Consider the following 15069-nt stretch of genomic DNA (forward strand, 5'->3'; position numbering starts at 1 on the left):
TACGACATCTCAAAGCTTTGAGGATAGCGATCGCAATTCGCTAACAAAGTCAATATTTACAGGAACACAGCTTTTTTATCAAAGTCCAATACTGACTGACATGAAAAATAATAATTGATGAATAAGCTAAACCTAAAGTTTGGAATGAACCTAAAAACTTACAAAAAATTAATAGCAAAGCAAATTAACCAAGATTTTAAATCTGCCGTTGAAATTGTTGAAATTCCTATTTCAAAACCTGCTGCTAGTGAACTTTTAATTCAAAACAAGTTTGCTGGCGTTAACGGTGGCTTTGATACCTTACTTTGTCGTGGGGAGGTTCCCTATGTCAACTTAATGCCTCCCTTTGATTTAGGTGTGGAAGCTGTGGGAGAAGTTATCGCTATGGGTGAAAATGTTCAAGATTTTCAAATTGGTGATGCTGTAGTAACTACCATACGTGGTGGTTATCGAGAATATCAGGTTATCGATGCAAATTTAGCTTTGAAGGTGCAACAAGCAACGCCAGAGGTACTAACCTTAATACCTACAGGTGTATCAGCTTTGGTTGCATTGGAACAAGTGGGAGAGATGAAAAGTAATGAAGTGGTTTTAGTGACAGCAGCAGCAGGGGGAACTGGTCATATTGCGGTGCAATTAGCAAAACTCGCAAATAATCATGTGATTGGAACTTGTAGTTCTGAGGCGAAGGCAAAGTTATTGAGAGAATTAGGGTGCGATCGCATTATCAACTATCGCACAGAAAACCTCAATCAAGTCCTCAAGCAAGAATATCCCAACGGGATTAATCTCATTTTTGAATGTGTAGGCAAAGACGTATTTGATACCTGCGTTGAAAACTTGGCAGTGCGCGGTCGGTTAGTAGTGGTTGGTTTTATTTCTGAATACGCAAAGAATATCGAACAAATTACACAACCACGCCTTTATCACCAGCTATTTTGGAAAGTAGCTTCTGTGAGAGGTTTTCTCATGCCTCATTATCAAGAATATATGGTAAAGGCACGCGATCGCCTATTAAATTTGTTCTATACTGACAAGATAAAAGTTGCTATTGACCCAACTCAGTTTAACGGCATAGAATCCATTCCGGCTGCTGTCGAATATTTGCTTAGTGGTCAAAATTGCGGTAAAGTAATTGTCAGATTTTAGTTATCAATAATTGCTGTACATTTAATACTCTATAAATAACCTTTAATGGTGATAAATTTATAACTTAAAAAGCAAAATTGTATAAAACTTAAATATTAAAGGCGAATCAGAATGACACAAGAGTCAGAAAATACTTTAAAAGTTGCTCAGCAGGCATTTGAGAATCTGACGCATGGTATGGCAACAGGAGAGTGGGAAGCATTATTAGATATGCTCACAGAAGATTTTACTCTTTGGTTTCCTATGGGAAAATTCCACGGTTTAAATCAGGGAAAAGACCGAGCAAGAGAATTTTTCGAGTATGTTTCTGAATCTTTCAGTCCTGGTTTGAAGTTGACTAATCTAGACCGTGTTACTAGCAATGAAACAACGGCTGTTTTTGAATTTCGTGATGAGGGACCTTTGTTTGGACAGCCTTACAAAAATCGGGTAGCGGTTTCCTTTGATGTGCGTGGAAACCAAATTTGTGGTTATCGAGAATATTTTGGTAGCGATGGAAAATCATATTAAATAATTACGAATTACGTAGCTTGCTTCTCGCCTTTGGCAAGTATTACGAATTACGAATTACGAATTATTTAATTGACTTTTGTTAGTTCCTTTCAGGGTTAAGTTCATTGATTTCTTTACATTTAGCTTCTGCTGCTTGATATGCTGCTAGATAGTCTTTACCACCTAACATTACGTCACCATAATATTCGTAAGGTGGGTCTCCATAGATAGGTAACGGATCGTCTTCTGGATAATCTTCTTTTGATTCTTCAATGATGGCTTTGAGTTTTTTCACTGTTAGCTTTTGTGCAGCAAAATACCAAAGTTGTTGAGGATTTTTTTTCAAGTGGGGTAATGTAGGATCGATAATGCGTACTGGAGAGTCATTGCTGGAACCATCGCCTAGCTCAATCCAACTGTGTTCAATCGGTCTGTATGGCTTTCCAACAAAAGTTAAAAATCCTTGAACATATTTTGCTCCCTCAGTGGACAATGCTGCTTTGTAAGCATTATCAAACGGAGTGCTAGCTCTGCTGTTTATGCGTTCAGCAACTTTGATTGACAGCGTTTCATCCAATAATTTGTTCATCAATAGCAAGGATTAGGGCAGCCATGAAAACATATTATCACTCATTGGGGATGGGGATTTGGGGATGAGAAGGATGAGGGAGATGGGGAGGATGGAGAAGGTGGGACCCCCTCTGGGGATAAGGGGAAATGGGGAGATGGGGAGTATGGGGGAGGCTTTGACAAATGAGCAATGACTAATGACTTGAAATACTACTTGTAAAGGACTGACAAATAAAAAAATATCCCAAATTTTCTTGTGGGATGGATGTCCTCACCCGTCCTATATTCAGGGCGGGCTTTCCTGCCTACCCCACAAGAGGGATAATTTATTCTCTAGAAATCTCTTATCAGTCATCAATCTCAATCGAGCTTTATCCGGACTTTATTTGGACGACAGGGGCTTCCCCAACAAACTTGCCCAGAGGGCATATTAGTAAAAACACTACTACGAGCGCCAATCACAGCATTAGCCCCAATTTTTACTCCTGGGCCAACGAAACAATCTGTCGCCACCCATGCGCCATTTTCAATCGTGATGGTCGCTGTTTTCAAACCAAAGGCAGGGTCTTGGATATCATGACTACCAGTACAGAGATAACTTTTTTGAGAAATTATGCAGTGTTCACCGATGTTAATTTGATCGAGGCTGTATAAAACTACGTTATCTCCAATCCAACTGTAATTGCCTATAGTAATTTTCCAAGGGTAAGTAAAACGGGCGGTGGGTCGAATTAATACGCCTTTACCAATACGAGCGCCAAATAATCGTAGTAGAGTACAACGTAGAATATTTAACGGTTGAGGAGTCAGCGGAAAGGCGATCGCTTGTATAACCCACCATAATAAAATATACCAACCCGGACGCCCGCGATCAAATCCAGATTGGTCATATTTACGTAAATCTACGAAAGGTTTGTCATTAGTCATTAGTCATTAGTCATTAATTTTTCTCCGCTATCTCCCCATCACCCTATCTCCCTCATCTCCCTCATCTCCCTTATCTCCCTCATCTCCCCATCTGCTTGCTTTGGTGTAGTTGCAGTATTTAGATGACCACCACAGTTACGTAATTCGTAAAGTTTAACCCCAATTTGATATTCATATTGACTTAGCAAACGTGCATATATATATCCTGCTTTGCCATCCAAAAAACCGCGTTGAATAAAATAAAATAAAACAAATCGTAAAATCGGTTTAAATGGCAAATGTACCCATACTTTTTTTAAAAAGCGCTTGCGTTGCACTGCGTCACCAAATAAATTCGCGCCAATAGTGCCGCTATCATCTTCACCTGAAAGAATATTATAATAAACACGAGCTTCCCAATTTGAATAACGGTTATGTCGTTCTAACCAGTGATAAAGGTCACGGAAGTCCTCGTGGAGCATATCATTTTTAAGATACCCGACTTTCCCCTGCAAAATTACATGTTCGTGAACTTCGTTGTCACCAGTGTTGGGAATATCTTCGGTATGTAGGTTTTCGTAGCGTCCTTTTTGATGTTTAAATAAACGTAAATTCCAATCTGGATATTTCCCACCATAACGAATCCATTTTCCTAAGAAAAATACTCGGCGATTGAGATAATAACCTGCATATTCATCGTCACAAATTGCTTGTTCTATTTCTTCCCAAAGTTCGGGAGGGATGCGTTCATCGCAATCTACAATTAGTACCCATTCGTTACGAAAAGGTAGATTATCTAAAGACCAATTTTTCTTTTTAGGCCAATGCCCATTAAATTTAAATTGGACAACATTTGCTCCATAAGTTTTAGCAATCTCAACACTATTATCAGTACTTTGAGAATCGACTACAAATATTTCGTCTGCTTTGCTGAGGCTAGCGAGACAAGCTGGCAAGTTGACTTGTTCGTTTTTCGCTGGAATTAATACGGAAACTGGTATTTTAGATGACATATTGAGTATAATTTATGATATTGATTACTTCTTATTTGATGTTGATAAAAGACCTTGAATAGCGGCATTTAAATAGCCAATCTGACCGTAAGCATACACAAGTTTATCAAACCGTTCTGCTGGGTCAAAGAAATATTGCAATGCCTTATACAAGCCACGCAAAAATCGTTCGCCGCCTCGTTGCAACTGAGCAATACCAGCTTTGCCAGCGAGTTGTTCTCGATAGCACTCGCTAATACCTTGCCACCAGCCTCGGTTTAAAAACCAAGAGCGTTGGAGGCGTTCTGGAGCAACATTGTGAGCAACTAGTGCTTCGGGAAGATAAGCGACTTGCCAACCACGTTGTAAGGCAAATTCAGTCATTTGTAGTTCTTCGTTAGATAAGAGATTTTTCCCCACTCGACCAAGATGAGGATCGAAACCGCCAATTTCTTCTAAGAAACTGCGACGGATGGAGTAATTTAAGCCTCTCGGTGTTGAGCCGGGTTGCTCTATATAGATGGTACTGTCACCCAAATCGTATGCACCCAGATTTGCAGCTAGTCCTGGAGATAGCCACCGTGGTTGTTGGATTCCTTCAGGCCACAGGAGAGTGACTTTGCCACCTGCGATCGCTAGTTTAGAGTTATTGTAATAGGCAAAATATAAAATTTGCAGCCAGCCCTTGCTTGCAACGGCATCATCATCCAGATAAGCCAGAATATTAGCACTAGCTACTTTCGCACCCGTGTTGCGGGCAACAGATAAACCGATAGTGGGTTCAAAGACATACTTCAGGCGAGGATTATCAATTCTTTTTTCTACTACTTCACGCGTGCGATCGCTAGACCCATTATCAACTACTACAACTTCAAAATTAGCAGCGAAATCCTGCGCTAAAAGACTATCAATTGCAGCCCCTAAGTAGGCATCTCGATTGTGGGTACAGATAATGGCAGAGATTTGGATATCTGGCATAGATTTAAATTTGGAATTAGAGATTTGGGATTAGAGATTAAAATATAAATCTAATGCACATTTACTCTTTGTTAATTTAAACCAAAATTTATCTACCCACCAACCGAGTTTTTTCGGAAAAAATCTTTAAAACTTCATGTTTGTTGAATATGACTATGTAAAACTACAAGACTTTGAGCCAGTTGAGCCAGACGGGTTTCCAAAGTTTGCTTACGCCCTAGCAGTTGACGTAACTTTTGGTAACGAGCGATCGCTATGCTAACATTGGGAACCTGATCTGCTGGACATGGACGCGACCAAACTTTACCAGAATCGTCTACACCGCAGAGGCGATAGCTAGTACTAGACGATTGATAGGATACTTTTCCACCACTGGCACAAATTTCTTCTACGTAGTTCATTAAGCGGTCAATTTCTGCATGGCGGAGTGTTGCAGTTCCTCCTAGTTCCGGTTCCTGAGCATTGGATTCTAACCAACCATTGACAATTGGCCCTTCTAAATAAATATCTTGGATTTGCTGCAAAATATTTTGTAGTTCTATTTGCCAAGTAGCGACGCTTTCTTGAATTTCTTGCAGTAGATTCATCGCTAAGCCTGGATTTGCTCCGTGGCGATGGCTACTGATGCTAGGAGTTTTGAACTTGGGTAGGCTGGGTGTTTTGCCACCGTTCTCTTCTGCTTGAAAGGTTTGCACAGAGTCATGGTGGCGAAATAAATTTTGTTCAGTATCGACGCTAAGGTCAGCTGTTTGTCCTTGTGCTTTAACTTCACTATCTTCTTTATATGGACTCTGCTGTGTGCTTTTTGTCGGTTCGTTAGCATTGACGCTGATTCTAAAAGAAAAAGGCCGTTTGGTTGAATCTCCTACTTCCTCAGTATCAGTGCCACGAGTCCCTAAATCGTGTAGAGTTGCTTCAATACGTTTTAAGCCTGGTTTCATAAACATATCCTATAGTGTGCTATCTGGTTATCAGTGGGGTTTGAATCCCGAGTTGAAAGATACAGCAGAATTGGTGAATTATCTAAGTCACAAGTAAAACAGGCTTTATCCCCAGCTACCAGACTTAGTTTCTTTACTTCACCAACTTGAAATCTACTATAATTATTAATTTTCCATGATGCTGGTGCTGATTTTATCTTTTAAAAGTTATTTAAAATCAAAAATCTTAACTTATGAAATAAAAAACTGCCTTTAGTAATGCCGAGTTTTGAGTGAAATTCCTTAAATAATAGGGATTGAGGATTCGGTACTCAAGATTCAACACTAAGTACTGCTGTGATGATAAACTGCAAGCGTAGCCATATTGTGAAAATACTTAGGAAATAAATTTGGGTAAAGTCGTCTTAGTAACAGGCCCAGCCCGATGTGGTAAAAGTGAATGGGCAGAAACTCTGGCCATGCAGTCGGGTAAAGCAGTTATTTACGTGGCAACAGCTACTGATAACCCAAATGATCGAGAATGGCACAAACGCATTTTAGAACACCAAAAACGTCGTCCTCAAGACTGGGTAACTCTATCTGTACCTGTGGAACTGTCTGCTACCCTTGCTGATGCCAAACCCCATAGCTGTGTGTTAGTTGATTCTTTAGGAACTTGGGTAGCTAATCTCTTAGAACAAGACGACCAAGCTTGGGAAAATATCCTTACAGAGTTATTAGAGACAGTAGATCTGGTGGCTGCTGATATGCTGTTTGTAGCAGAAGAAGTGGGTTGGGGTGTAGTGCCCGCTTATCCCACTGGCAGGACGTTCCGCGATCGCCTGGGTTCTTTAGTGCGACAGCTAGGTACTTTATGTGATACTGTTTATTTAATCACTGGCGGTCATGTTCTCAATCTTAGTCTTCTTGGTTCACCATTGCCGACGCCAAAGTTTTAATTCCAAATTAAACATTTAACCTGCGAAATATCCTCATTAAAATCTAAAATTATGCTATGGCTACCAAACAAGAAGTTAAAGCATATCTTGCCTACTGGTTTCAACTGGGTAAAAGAGTAATCGTAGGCAACGGCAAGGCAACTATTTTGCCTCAACGAGTGCTAGATGGCGATCACTATAGCGAAGAATTTGAACAATGCTGGCAAAAAATTCTCTCTCCAGAATCTAGTGACTGTTATTTGGAGGGTACAGAGCAAACCATTAGCGAATTGCTGACATCGGCATGGGATATGGAGTCTTGCTGTCGCTGCACAATGCTGATACCTATAAAAAATCTGGGAATGCCACCTTCGTCATGTCCCTGCAATGATTTACCCACCTGGCCTAATACCGAATTACCAAGACCACGAGCTCCAATTAAAACTCAAGAGCAACTTCAAATCATTCGCGATCGGTTGTCGAATAATATTGTATAAACTAACAACCAATTTGTGAATCTGACAGTTTTTGATCATATAGGCAATAGTCAATAAGGAAAAATTAATTACCTGTTATCTCTTGTCACTCACCTTAAGTTGTAGGGTATTTTTTCACTTAATTAAATTAGATTGCTATCGGAGTCCTAAATCATTTATACAAAGTGAGATTGCCAATTTATTAAATAAGTTAAGGTAAGAACAGTACGAAGAATCAAAAAATTAATGCCAAAAAAGCTGAACTTCTTTGGCATAGTTTATTTCTTAGCAGTTTATATTTGATGTAATTAAACTTGGGAATACTTTCTATTTTCCTACCCTCGATTTTTAATCAAAATTACTTGTATAATCTGTATTGCTATTTCACTGGAAACGCCTAAAGCTTGATATAAATCATTTAAAAAGTTTTTTTCTTCTTCAGCTACTATACCTTCAGCCAAGACTAAATCTGTAGCTACTGCAAAAGCTGTTTCGCGCAAGTCTTGAGATAGAGAATCTTTGGCAGCATTAAATAAATTATTAAAATGATCCCCTTGGAAAATAGATAAGATTTTATCGAACAGACTTTTTGTCATCTCATAAGGATAGGTTTTAAAAAGTTTTGTTCGAGATAGCACACAAGTGATAAAATCTGCTTGCTCGACGGAAAGGTTACCGTCTGGGGCTGTTGCCGTCAAGACTATAACAGCAAAAGCTTCCGCTGGATTTAGTACTGGTTGGGTTTGACTTCCTGTAACCAACACAGTATCGAATAGACCCATTGTAGTAACTCCTTATTTAAGGTCTCAAAAGCGATACAGCTACCTGTGTATTTGCTGGATTTTCAGGTAAGACTGCAACGCTGCGAGACTTTTATAGTTTAGTGTTCCCAAAATTGCTTCACAGCGAACACTTGTACCCAATGGTTTTTGGCAATAAGTACACTGGTATCTGTGTTAACGTTCTCCTGTCTTTTCTATTGTTTCAATTACTGCCAAACCTATACCAGAAGCTGCTATTAACAGTATTGCTGATATTAAAAAAGCGTTGGTCAGCATTCGTAGGGCTTCATCGAAAAAAATGTAGGTGGTCATTGCTTCACCTTCTTAACTTTGTACTGCTAGTACTTTTTAATTCTCCACATGGTGATAGGTGAATTTCGTGCAAAAAATGCTAGCAATTGCATCTTAACAAAACTTTAGCTCTTTCAGAAGACTGCCCAAACTTTTTATTTTTGAAGATTTGATGAATTTTCTAGAGGATTTGTCAAAGAAATTACTGAGGTTAAAATTATAACAAAGCTTGTGACACTTTAAATTTACGTAAATATCGTTGTTAAATTCCTCAATGAAATTAAAAATAGCCAAAAAACTAAATATTCACAAACAGCCAATTTGTATAGCCTATCTTATGAAATTTCCAGAAAATATTTGAGAAAATTTACTGAAAAAATTACTATTTATATGCATCTATTTCAGTGCATATACAAAAGGTAGTCAATCAATCATTCCGAGCTTACACTGAGAAAAAATAAAATCCCAAAATTGTTATCAAATAAAAAGACGTTATTTTTCCCTAAACCAGTGAAAGCTGTTGACAGGCGCTCGCACCTGCTCAATGTAAAGAAATGTTGTGATTCAGGTAGGGTTAAAGTAAACAATGTTCAATCGTGGCTAGAACCGATTGAGAAAGTGCATCAAAATCATAGCCACCTTCTAAGCCAAAGAGAATTTTACGAGTTAGTCCTAGACAATAATCGGTAAACAAACCATAATCTTCTGATTGCAAGTTGATACTTGCCAAAGGATCTGCTGCATTGGCATCATAACCAGCGCTGACAATCAGTAAATCTGGGCTAAAGTTAGCTAAAAACGGCACTACTTTTTTTTCAAATAACGGCTGATAGACTGCAATATCACTACCAGGAGGTATCGGTAAATTCAACACATTGTTGTGAAAGCCGCGTTCAGTTGCTCTGCCGGTACCAGGATAGCATGGATACTGATGTAGAGAACAATAGGCAATTTGTCGCTCGGCTTCAACTATTGCTTGAGTACCATTACCGTGATGTACATCCCAATCGAGAATGGCGACGCGATTAATTTGGGGTTGTTGTAAGGCAAAAAAAGCAGCGATCGCGGCGTTAGAAAACAGGCAAAAGCCCATACCTGCACTACTTTCGGCATGATGTCCTGGTGGACGCGCCAGTACAAAAGCCGGATTACCCGATTTTAATACAGCCTCAACTCCATCTAACCAAGCACTCACGGCCAACAAAGCCACATCATAACTGCGCTCTGAAACTGGCGTATCTCCGTCCAAAGGGCCGCCGCCACTAGAGGCAATTTCCCGGACTTTTTTGATGTAAGCTGGCCTGTGAGCCTTAACTAACAAAGACATTAACTCTGGCTGCTCTAGTGCTGGTGTAGGCGATCGCCATGCAATTTTATTTGCAAACGTAGCTGCTTTTAGAGCGTTAGCGATCGCCGTCAACCGTTCTGGTTTTTCCGGATGGTATTTTCCAGTCTTATGATCTAAAAATTCGTCGGAATAAATGACTGGCAGCATAGGGCGAAAAAGAATACCAACACTGAATGCCATTGTATCCTTACTTGTCTATAGCAGTCTGCTTTGGTTTTTGAACTTACTTGACTAGATGCACTTGCATTTGCAATCTTACTATGCACTTGATTATGGGATAATAATTACGAATTACGTTAGCGCAGCGTTAGTCAGTCATCAAGTGTGATTACGAATTAGTAATTATTTTGACAATTTGGTTATTTTCAACATCTGATTTCCACCAGGTTGTAGTTCATATTCAACTTTTTCAATATTTATCTTGTAACCTTTTGCACTATAATATTTAACTATATTATCTAAATATTGCGAAGGCTTTGACATTAAAGTCATCAAGGGAAATATTCTGATTTCTTCAGCAATACGCAGCATTTCAGCCACTGAATTTAAGTGAAAATTATAATCCAGATGGTCTGAATATAAAAACAATAAATGCGAACAAAGGGCTATGTCAAATTCTTGATTATGGGATGCTAAATTTGGCAATTCTCCAAATATATATCTGTTATTCTGTTTGCCATTATCATAATCAGACAGAAATTTTTGAATAACTTTTACTCGACTTTGTCGCAAGTCATCTGGAGATTTATGATAGCTCCATACCCAATCATTCGGTGTAGCCTTGACTTGGTTAATGATATTATCTATCACTTCATTAAATCTTTGCAATATTTCATTGCTGGAAAATTGGTAGAGTGGATCGACAGAAACTACACTTTTACCCTGATGTGTCATTTCCGCATTAAAACTTGCTGGACCATCCCCAACTCCAATAATTCTTTTATTTAAATCTGCATTTGTTAAATTGAATATTTTTATATATTCATCCATTGACCTGCCAAAAGGAACTATTTTATCTAAAATCATTGCCATAGAGTTTACCTTGAATGAAATAACTTTCTAACTTACCTTCTCTAAAATTTCTTTTATCCAGGTTTCTTGCTCAAAGAGTAGCATTGGTTTTGAGCATTGTGAACAACCAATGTTGATACATTTTGCTACTCGCGGCGGACTGTTAAACGGCAATTATTCAAAAGCATATCAAGGTCTTTTACAACTTTCAGAGGATTTTTGCCTCTAAATATAGCAGCGATCGCTGCTTCATAAGGATTTCTACCTGTTTTTTTAACCGCATTGATTGCAGTTTTATTTGATAATCCTCGGACACTAACTAGCCATGCCGCTAATACATGTCCAGTACGTCCTATGCCACCAGAACAGTGGATAACGACTTTCTCATTTTGCTGATCTGCTTCTATTAAAAAAGGAAGTATTTTCTGTGTGAGGGTTTCTAGATTCGATAAATGGAAATCTGCAATCGGTGCCCAACAAACTAGTTGATTACCAAATTCCTGTCTGTATGTTCCGAGCAGATCCCAGTAAGAAGCTAGTTCTTGCTTTGGAAGAAGGCAACAAACTCGCTTAACACCTTGGTGTTTCATGAATTCTGTCCAATTCTCAACCATCTTATTAGTGTATCCAGGTCGCGCAGCACCAAAGACTATTTGCTCGTTCTCACAAGCTGGGGCAAATTTATATGTCTTGAAGTGTCTGATTTCGGAATTTTGAAAGTTATTCATTAGTGTAATTAAATAGTTAGCTTTTTCTAGATGAAATTTATTATTTAACTAGAGCTTTAAAACTAAAAAATAGAGAACTTAAATTTGTATAAGTAATTAATCATACCATTATTAAATATTACATTTTGTTCATAATCAAATTTTTTAGAGAGAAATTGAAGTAAGTAAATGCCGAAAATAAATATATTATCCTGTATTCAATAGCAGTTTGGGCGATCGCTTGCAATCTGTGTTTGCGCTCGAACGATCAAAATTTGGCAATTGTCATCGGAATTGAGGCTCTCTATCACTAGGAACGGTAGAATATACCTAATTTTCGTAGCTTCAAAGCCGAACCATGACGATGCATTCCATACTCCAACGTGCATTTACTAACCGCCGCGTCCTCAAAGTGATCGCCGGCTTAAATAATTTCGATGCCGCTAGCGTCGCCGCTACTGTCAAAGCTGCTGAATTTGGTGGTGCTACTTTCGTCGATATCGCTGCCGATCCTGCCTTGGTTCAGTTAGCTAAAAGTTTGACAAAACTACCAATTTGTGTGTCAGCAGTAGAACCAGAGAAATTTGTTCCAGCTGTGGCAGCTGGTGCTGATTTAATTGAAATTGGGAATTTCGATTCTTTCTATGCTCAAGGACGCCGTTTTGATGCTTCAGAAGTACTAGCCTTAACTAAGCAAACCCGCGCTCTGTTTAGAGAAATAACCTTATCTGTCACCGTTCCTCACATCCTGGAACTAGATCGACAGGTACAACTAGCAGAGGAACTGGTGAAAGCTGGAGCAGATATTATTCAAACCGAAGGTGGTACTAGCAGTAATCCAGTTCACCCTGGAACTCTAGGATTAATTGAAAAAGCTGCGCCTACCTTGGCAGCAGCTTATGAGATATCCTGTGCAGTGACAGTACCAATATTGTGTGCTTCAGGCATTTCTAGCGTTACTGCACCATTAGCGATCGCTGCTGGTGCTGCTGGTGTTGGCGTTGGTTCCGCCATCAACCAACTCAATAGCGAAGTCGCAATGATTGCTGCTGTGCGTAGTTTGGTGGAAGCGTTAGCAACTGCAAATACAGTTAGGAGTTAGGAGCGATGAGTTAGGAGTTATGAGTTAACAGTTGAAGAAACTTGTTAATTCATAACTCCAAACTCCTACACTCCGAATTTCTGAGTTTTAACTCATAATTTCTTTAAGCGCATAAATCACCTGGTCTTGCTGTTGTTGTGTCAGTTCTGGGAACATAGGTAAAGATATGACTTCATGGCAAGCTTGCTCTGCCACTGGTAAGTCTCCAATTTGATAGCCCAGACTTTGATAAACTGGCTGCAAGTGTAGAGGGTAGGGGTAATAAACCATTGAACTGACGCCTTGCTCTTGCAATTGACTACGCACCCAATCTCGATATTTGGCGCTGGCACCATTTCGTCCTTCACCTGAGATGCGAATAGTGTATTGATTCCATACCCCAATACCCTCTGGTAGTTCTTGGGGCGGGACGATTCCCGGAATTTGACTGAGGAATTGATAGTAATAATTGGCAATCTCTCGCCGCCGTTCGTTCCAAATATCTAAATAACGCAGCTTAATTTGCAAAATAGCCGCTTGTAGAGCATCCAAGCGGCTATTTACACCTATTTCCTCGTGTAAATATCGAATTTTACTTCCATGATCCCGTAATATTCGCAGTTTTGTGGCGATCGCTGGGTCGTTAGTCGTGATTGCTCCGCCATCGCCGCAACCACCAAGATTTTTGGTAGGGTAGAAACTAAAGCAACCAATATGTCCAATGCTTCCGACTTTTTGCTCGGCCCAAATTGTGCCTGTGGATTGAGCGCAATCTTCAATTACTGATAAATTGTGAGAAATAGCGATCGCCATCAATGATGTCATATCCACTGGTTGCCCAAATAGGTGGACTGGGATAATCGCTTTGGTTTTTGGTGTAATCGCTGCTGTTATTTGCTCTACATCTAAGTTAAACGTAGTAGCATCAATATCAACGAAAACAGGTTTTGCACCCACAGCGCTAATCACTTCAGCAGTAGCGATAAAAGTGAAAGGGGTTGTAATCACTTCATCGCCTGCACCAATTCCTAACACTCGTAGAGCTAAATAAAGCGCATCGGTACCAGAATTGCAAGCTATAGATTGACTAACACCATGATACGCGGCAAACTGTTGCTCAAAGCCTTCGACTAAGGGGCCGCCGATATAACGACCAGAAGCTAGAACTTCTAAAACTGCTGCACTTACTTCTGCTTCGATGCTGGTATATTGCTGCTTGATATCAAAAGCAGGGACGGGATTTACGCTTTGGATCATGAGTTGTTATTATTTATCGGAGATACAAAGGATGCACTTAGAGAGTCAATTTTTGCAGATTGAATTGTTAATCAAAGATCTGTTAAAAGACTATCGCCTAAATTACGCATCTCTTAGGGTTTTTGCTGGAATTGTGGTGTATTCAACCGCAGATTTAATTTACAGGAAAGTAGTCTTACTAAGTGGTTGCCATGTTAAAGTTGTACCATTTTGAATTTTAAATTGCTGAAGATAATATATATCAATCAAGAGCCAACACGTTGAATCAAAGTTCCTCTTATACGTGCTGCTTTGAGAAGAAAATACCAGGAGATAGAAAACCCATGCAGGAGCCAATCGAGCTAGATTTCGTGGATTTAGCTATTGCTTTAGGATTAATGGCGATCGCTATTGGTGTATCTAGCTGGGAAAAATTAGGACTAGAGTTGAACTTAGCCCTTGCTACTGGAAGAACCATCTTACAACTACTTGTATTGGGATACATCTTAGATTTCATCTTTGCTTGGAACAATGGTTGGGCAGTTTTAGCGATATTAGCAATCATGCTGACGATTACGGCGATTGTCGCACGAAATCGCATCAGTCAAAAAATTCCTGATGTATTGCCTTTGGTATGGGGTGCAATTTTTCTCAGTAGCGCCTTGACAGTGCTTTATACCAACTTCTTAATTCTTCAACCAGACAGATGGTATCAACCACAGTATGTGATTCCCTTAGCAGGGATAGTCATAGGTAATGCCATGAACGCAGCAGTGATCGCTGGGGAACGCCTTGTCAGCACGATTAATTCCAGCCAAGTGGAAATAGAAACTCATTTGAGCTTAGGCGCAACACCAGAGCAAGCAGTTAGCCAGTACCGCAAAGACGCTATTAGGGTGGCATTGATTCCGACTATCAATCAAATGATACTTATAGGTATGGTGGCAATACCAGGAATTACCACCGGACAGTTACTCGCTGGTGTCAAACCTTTAGATGCTGTGTCCTACGAAATTTTAATTACTTTCATGGTTGCTTTTGCTAACTTACTGACAACAGTTTTGTTGACTAAGGGATTGTATCGTCAGTTTTTTAACTCTGCCGCGCAGTTAATTAGGTGAAGCGTTAATATCTCAGAGTATTTCATCATCTTGCCCTGGTAAATCGAGGGCAATTAATAGCAAATGACTTT

At 39.5% G+C, this 15069-nt stretch carries 17 protein-coding genes; 6 read left to right on the forward strand and 11 right to left on the reverse strand.

The features are described 5' to 3' along the window. The first annotated feature begins 144 nt into the window (after positions 1-144). Entirely contained in the window at positions 145-1149 is a 1005-nt protein-coding gene (locus FCR06_RS02415) for a zinc-binding dehydrogenase (protein ID WP_138497271.1), read from the forward strand. 111 nt (positions 1150-1260) lie between these two features. Next, entirely contained in the window at positions 1261-1659 is a 399-nt protein-coding gene (locus tag FCR06_RS02420; RefSeq protein ID WP_138497272.1) for a nuclear transport factor 2 family protein, read from the forward strand. 82 nt (positions 1660-1741) lie between these two features. On the opposite strand, the gene FCR06_RS02425 is transcribed toward FCR06_RS02420, so the two are convergent. From FCR06_RS02425 to FCR06_RS02445, 5 genes are all read right to left on the reverse strand, one after another. Next, positions 1742-2230, reverse strand: coding sequence for a hypothetical protein (locus FCR06_RS02425; RefSeq protein ID WP_138497273.1), 489 nt, complete (start codon positions 2228-2230; stop codon positions 1742-1744). Between the two features lie 341 nt (positions 2231-2571). Continuing rightward, positions 2572-3138: a hormogonium polysaccharide biosynthesis acetyltransferase HpsU gene (gene hpsU / locus FCR06_RS02430; protein WP_138497274.1), complete on the reverse strand. Its 567-nt coding sequence runs from the start codon at positions 3136-3138 to the stop codon at positions 2572-2574. A 38-nt stretch (positions 3139-3176) separates the two neighbouring features. Further along, positions 3177-4130 carry a glycosyltransferase family 2 protein gene (locus FCR06_RS02435; RefSeq protein WP_138497275.1) on the reverse strand — a complete coding sequence of 318 codons (954 nt, stop codon included), beginning with the start codon at positions 4128-4130 and terminating at the stop codon, positions 3177-3179. A gap of 24 nt (positions 4131-4154) precedes the next feature. Continuing rightward, on the reverse strand, positions 4155-5087 hold the full coding sequence (locus FCR06_RS02440; RefSeq protein WP_138497276.1) for a glycosyltransferase family 2 protein: 933 nt from the start codon (positions 5085-5087) through the stop codon (positions 4155-4157). Between the two features lie 134 nt (positions 5088-5221). Continuing rightward, complete coding sequence (locus FCR06_RS02445; protein WP_138497277.1) at positions 5222-6028, reverse strand: hypothetical protein; 807 nt, start codon at positions 6026-6028, stop codon at positions 5222-5224. 389 nt (positions 6029-6417) lie between these two features. On the opposite strand from FCR06_RS02445, the gene cobU reads away from it, so the two are divergent. Next, entirely contained in the window at positions 6418-6966 is a 549-nt protein-coding gene (gene cobU, locus FCR06_RS02450; RefSeq protein ID WP_138497278.1) for a bifunctional adenosylcobinamide kinase/adenosylcobinamide-phosphate guanylyltransferase, read from the forward strand. A 56-nt stretch (positions 6967-7022) separates the two neighbouring features. Continuing rightward, positions 7023-7442: a hypothetical protein gene (locus FCR06_RS02455; protein WP_138497279.1), complete on the forward strand. Its 420-nt coding sequence runs from the start codon at positions 7023-7025 to the stop codon at positions 7440-7442. 314 nt (positions 7443-7756) lie between these two features. On the opposite strand, the gene FCR06_RS02460 is transcribed toward FCR06_RS02455, so the two are convergent. From FCR06_RS02460 to FCR06_RS02475, 5 genes are all read right to left on the reverse strand, one after another. Further along, a complete protein-coding gene (locus tag FCR06_RS02460) occupies positions 7757-8203 on the reverse strand; it encodes a tellurite resistance TerB family protein (RefSeq protein WP_138497280.1) in 447 nt (148 codons plus the stop codon). A 174-nt stretch (positions 8204-8377) separates the two neighbouring features. After that, positions 8378-8515: a hypothetical protein gene (locus tag FCR06_RS32355; protein ID WP_180267350.1), complete on the reverse strand. Its 138-nt coding sequence runs from the start codon at positions 8513-8515 to the stop codon at positions 8378-8380. Positions 8516-9068: 553 nt separating this feature from the next. Continuing rightward, a complete protein-coding gene (locus tag FCR06_RS02465) occupies positions 9069-9989 on the reverse strand; it encodes a histone deacetylase (RefSeq protein WP_138497523.1) in 921 nt (306 codons plus the stop codon). A 195-nt stretch (positions 9990-10184) separates the two neighbouring features. Beyond that, a complete protein-coding gene (locus FCR06_RS02470; protein ID WP_138497281.1) occupies positions 10185-10874 on the reverse strand; it encodes an SAM-dependent methyltransferase in 690 nt (229 codons plus the stop codon). Positions 10875-10999: 125 nt separating this feature from the next. Then, complete coding sequence (locus FCR06_RS02475) at positions 11000-11581, reverse strand: dual specificity protein phosphatase family protein (protein ID WP_138497282.1); 582 nt, start codon at positions 11579-11581, stop codon at positions 11000-11002. A gap of 337 nt (positions 11582-11918) precedes the next feature. On the opposite strand from FCR06_RS02475, the gene FCR06_RS02480 reads away from it, so the two are divergent. Beyond that, a complete protein-coding gene (locus tag FCR06_RS02480; RefSeq protein ID WP_138497283.1) occupies positions 11919-12662 on the forward strand; it encodes a DUF561 domain-containing protein in 744 nt (247 codons plus the stop codon). Positions 12663-12749: 87 nt separating this feature from the next. Here the strand turns inward: FCR06_RS02480 and FCR06_RS02485 are convergent, their stop codons facing one another. Next, positions 12750-13898: a DegT/DnrJ/EryC1/StrS family aminotransferase gene (locus FCR06_RS02485; RefSeq protein WP_138497284.1), complete on the reverse strand. Its 1149-nt coding sequence runs from the start codon at positions 13896-13898 to the stop codon at positions 12750-12752. A gap of 323 nt (positions 13899-14221) precedes the next feature. Between FCR06_RS02485 and FCR06_RS02490 the strand changes: the two genes are divergently transcribed. Next, the gene (locus tag FCR06_RS02490) at positions 14222-14998 is read left to right on the forward strand and encodes an ABC transporter permease (protein WP_138497285.1); all 777 of its coding nucleotides are present in this window, start codon (positions 14222-14224) and stop codon (positions 14996-14998) included. Positions 14999-15069: the final 71 nt, after the last annotated feature.

This window comes from Nostoc sp. PA-18-2419 (assembly GCF_005869855.1).
In the GTDB taxonomy this organism is placed as follows: Bacteria; Cyanobacteriota; Cyanobacteriia; order Cyanobacteriales; family Nostocaceae; genus Nostoc.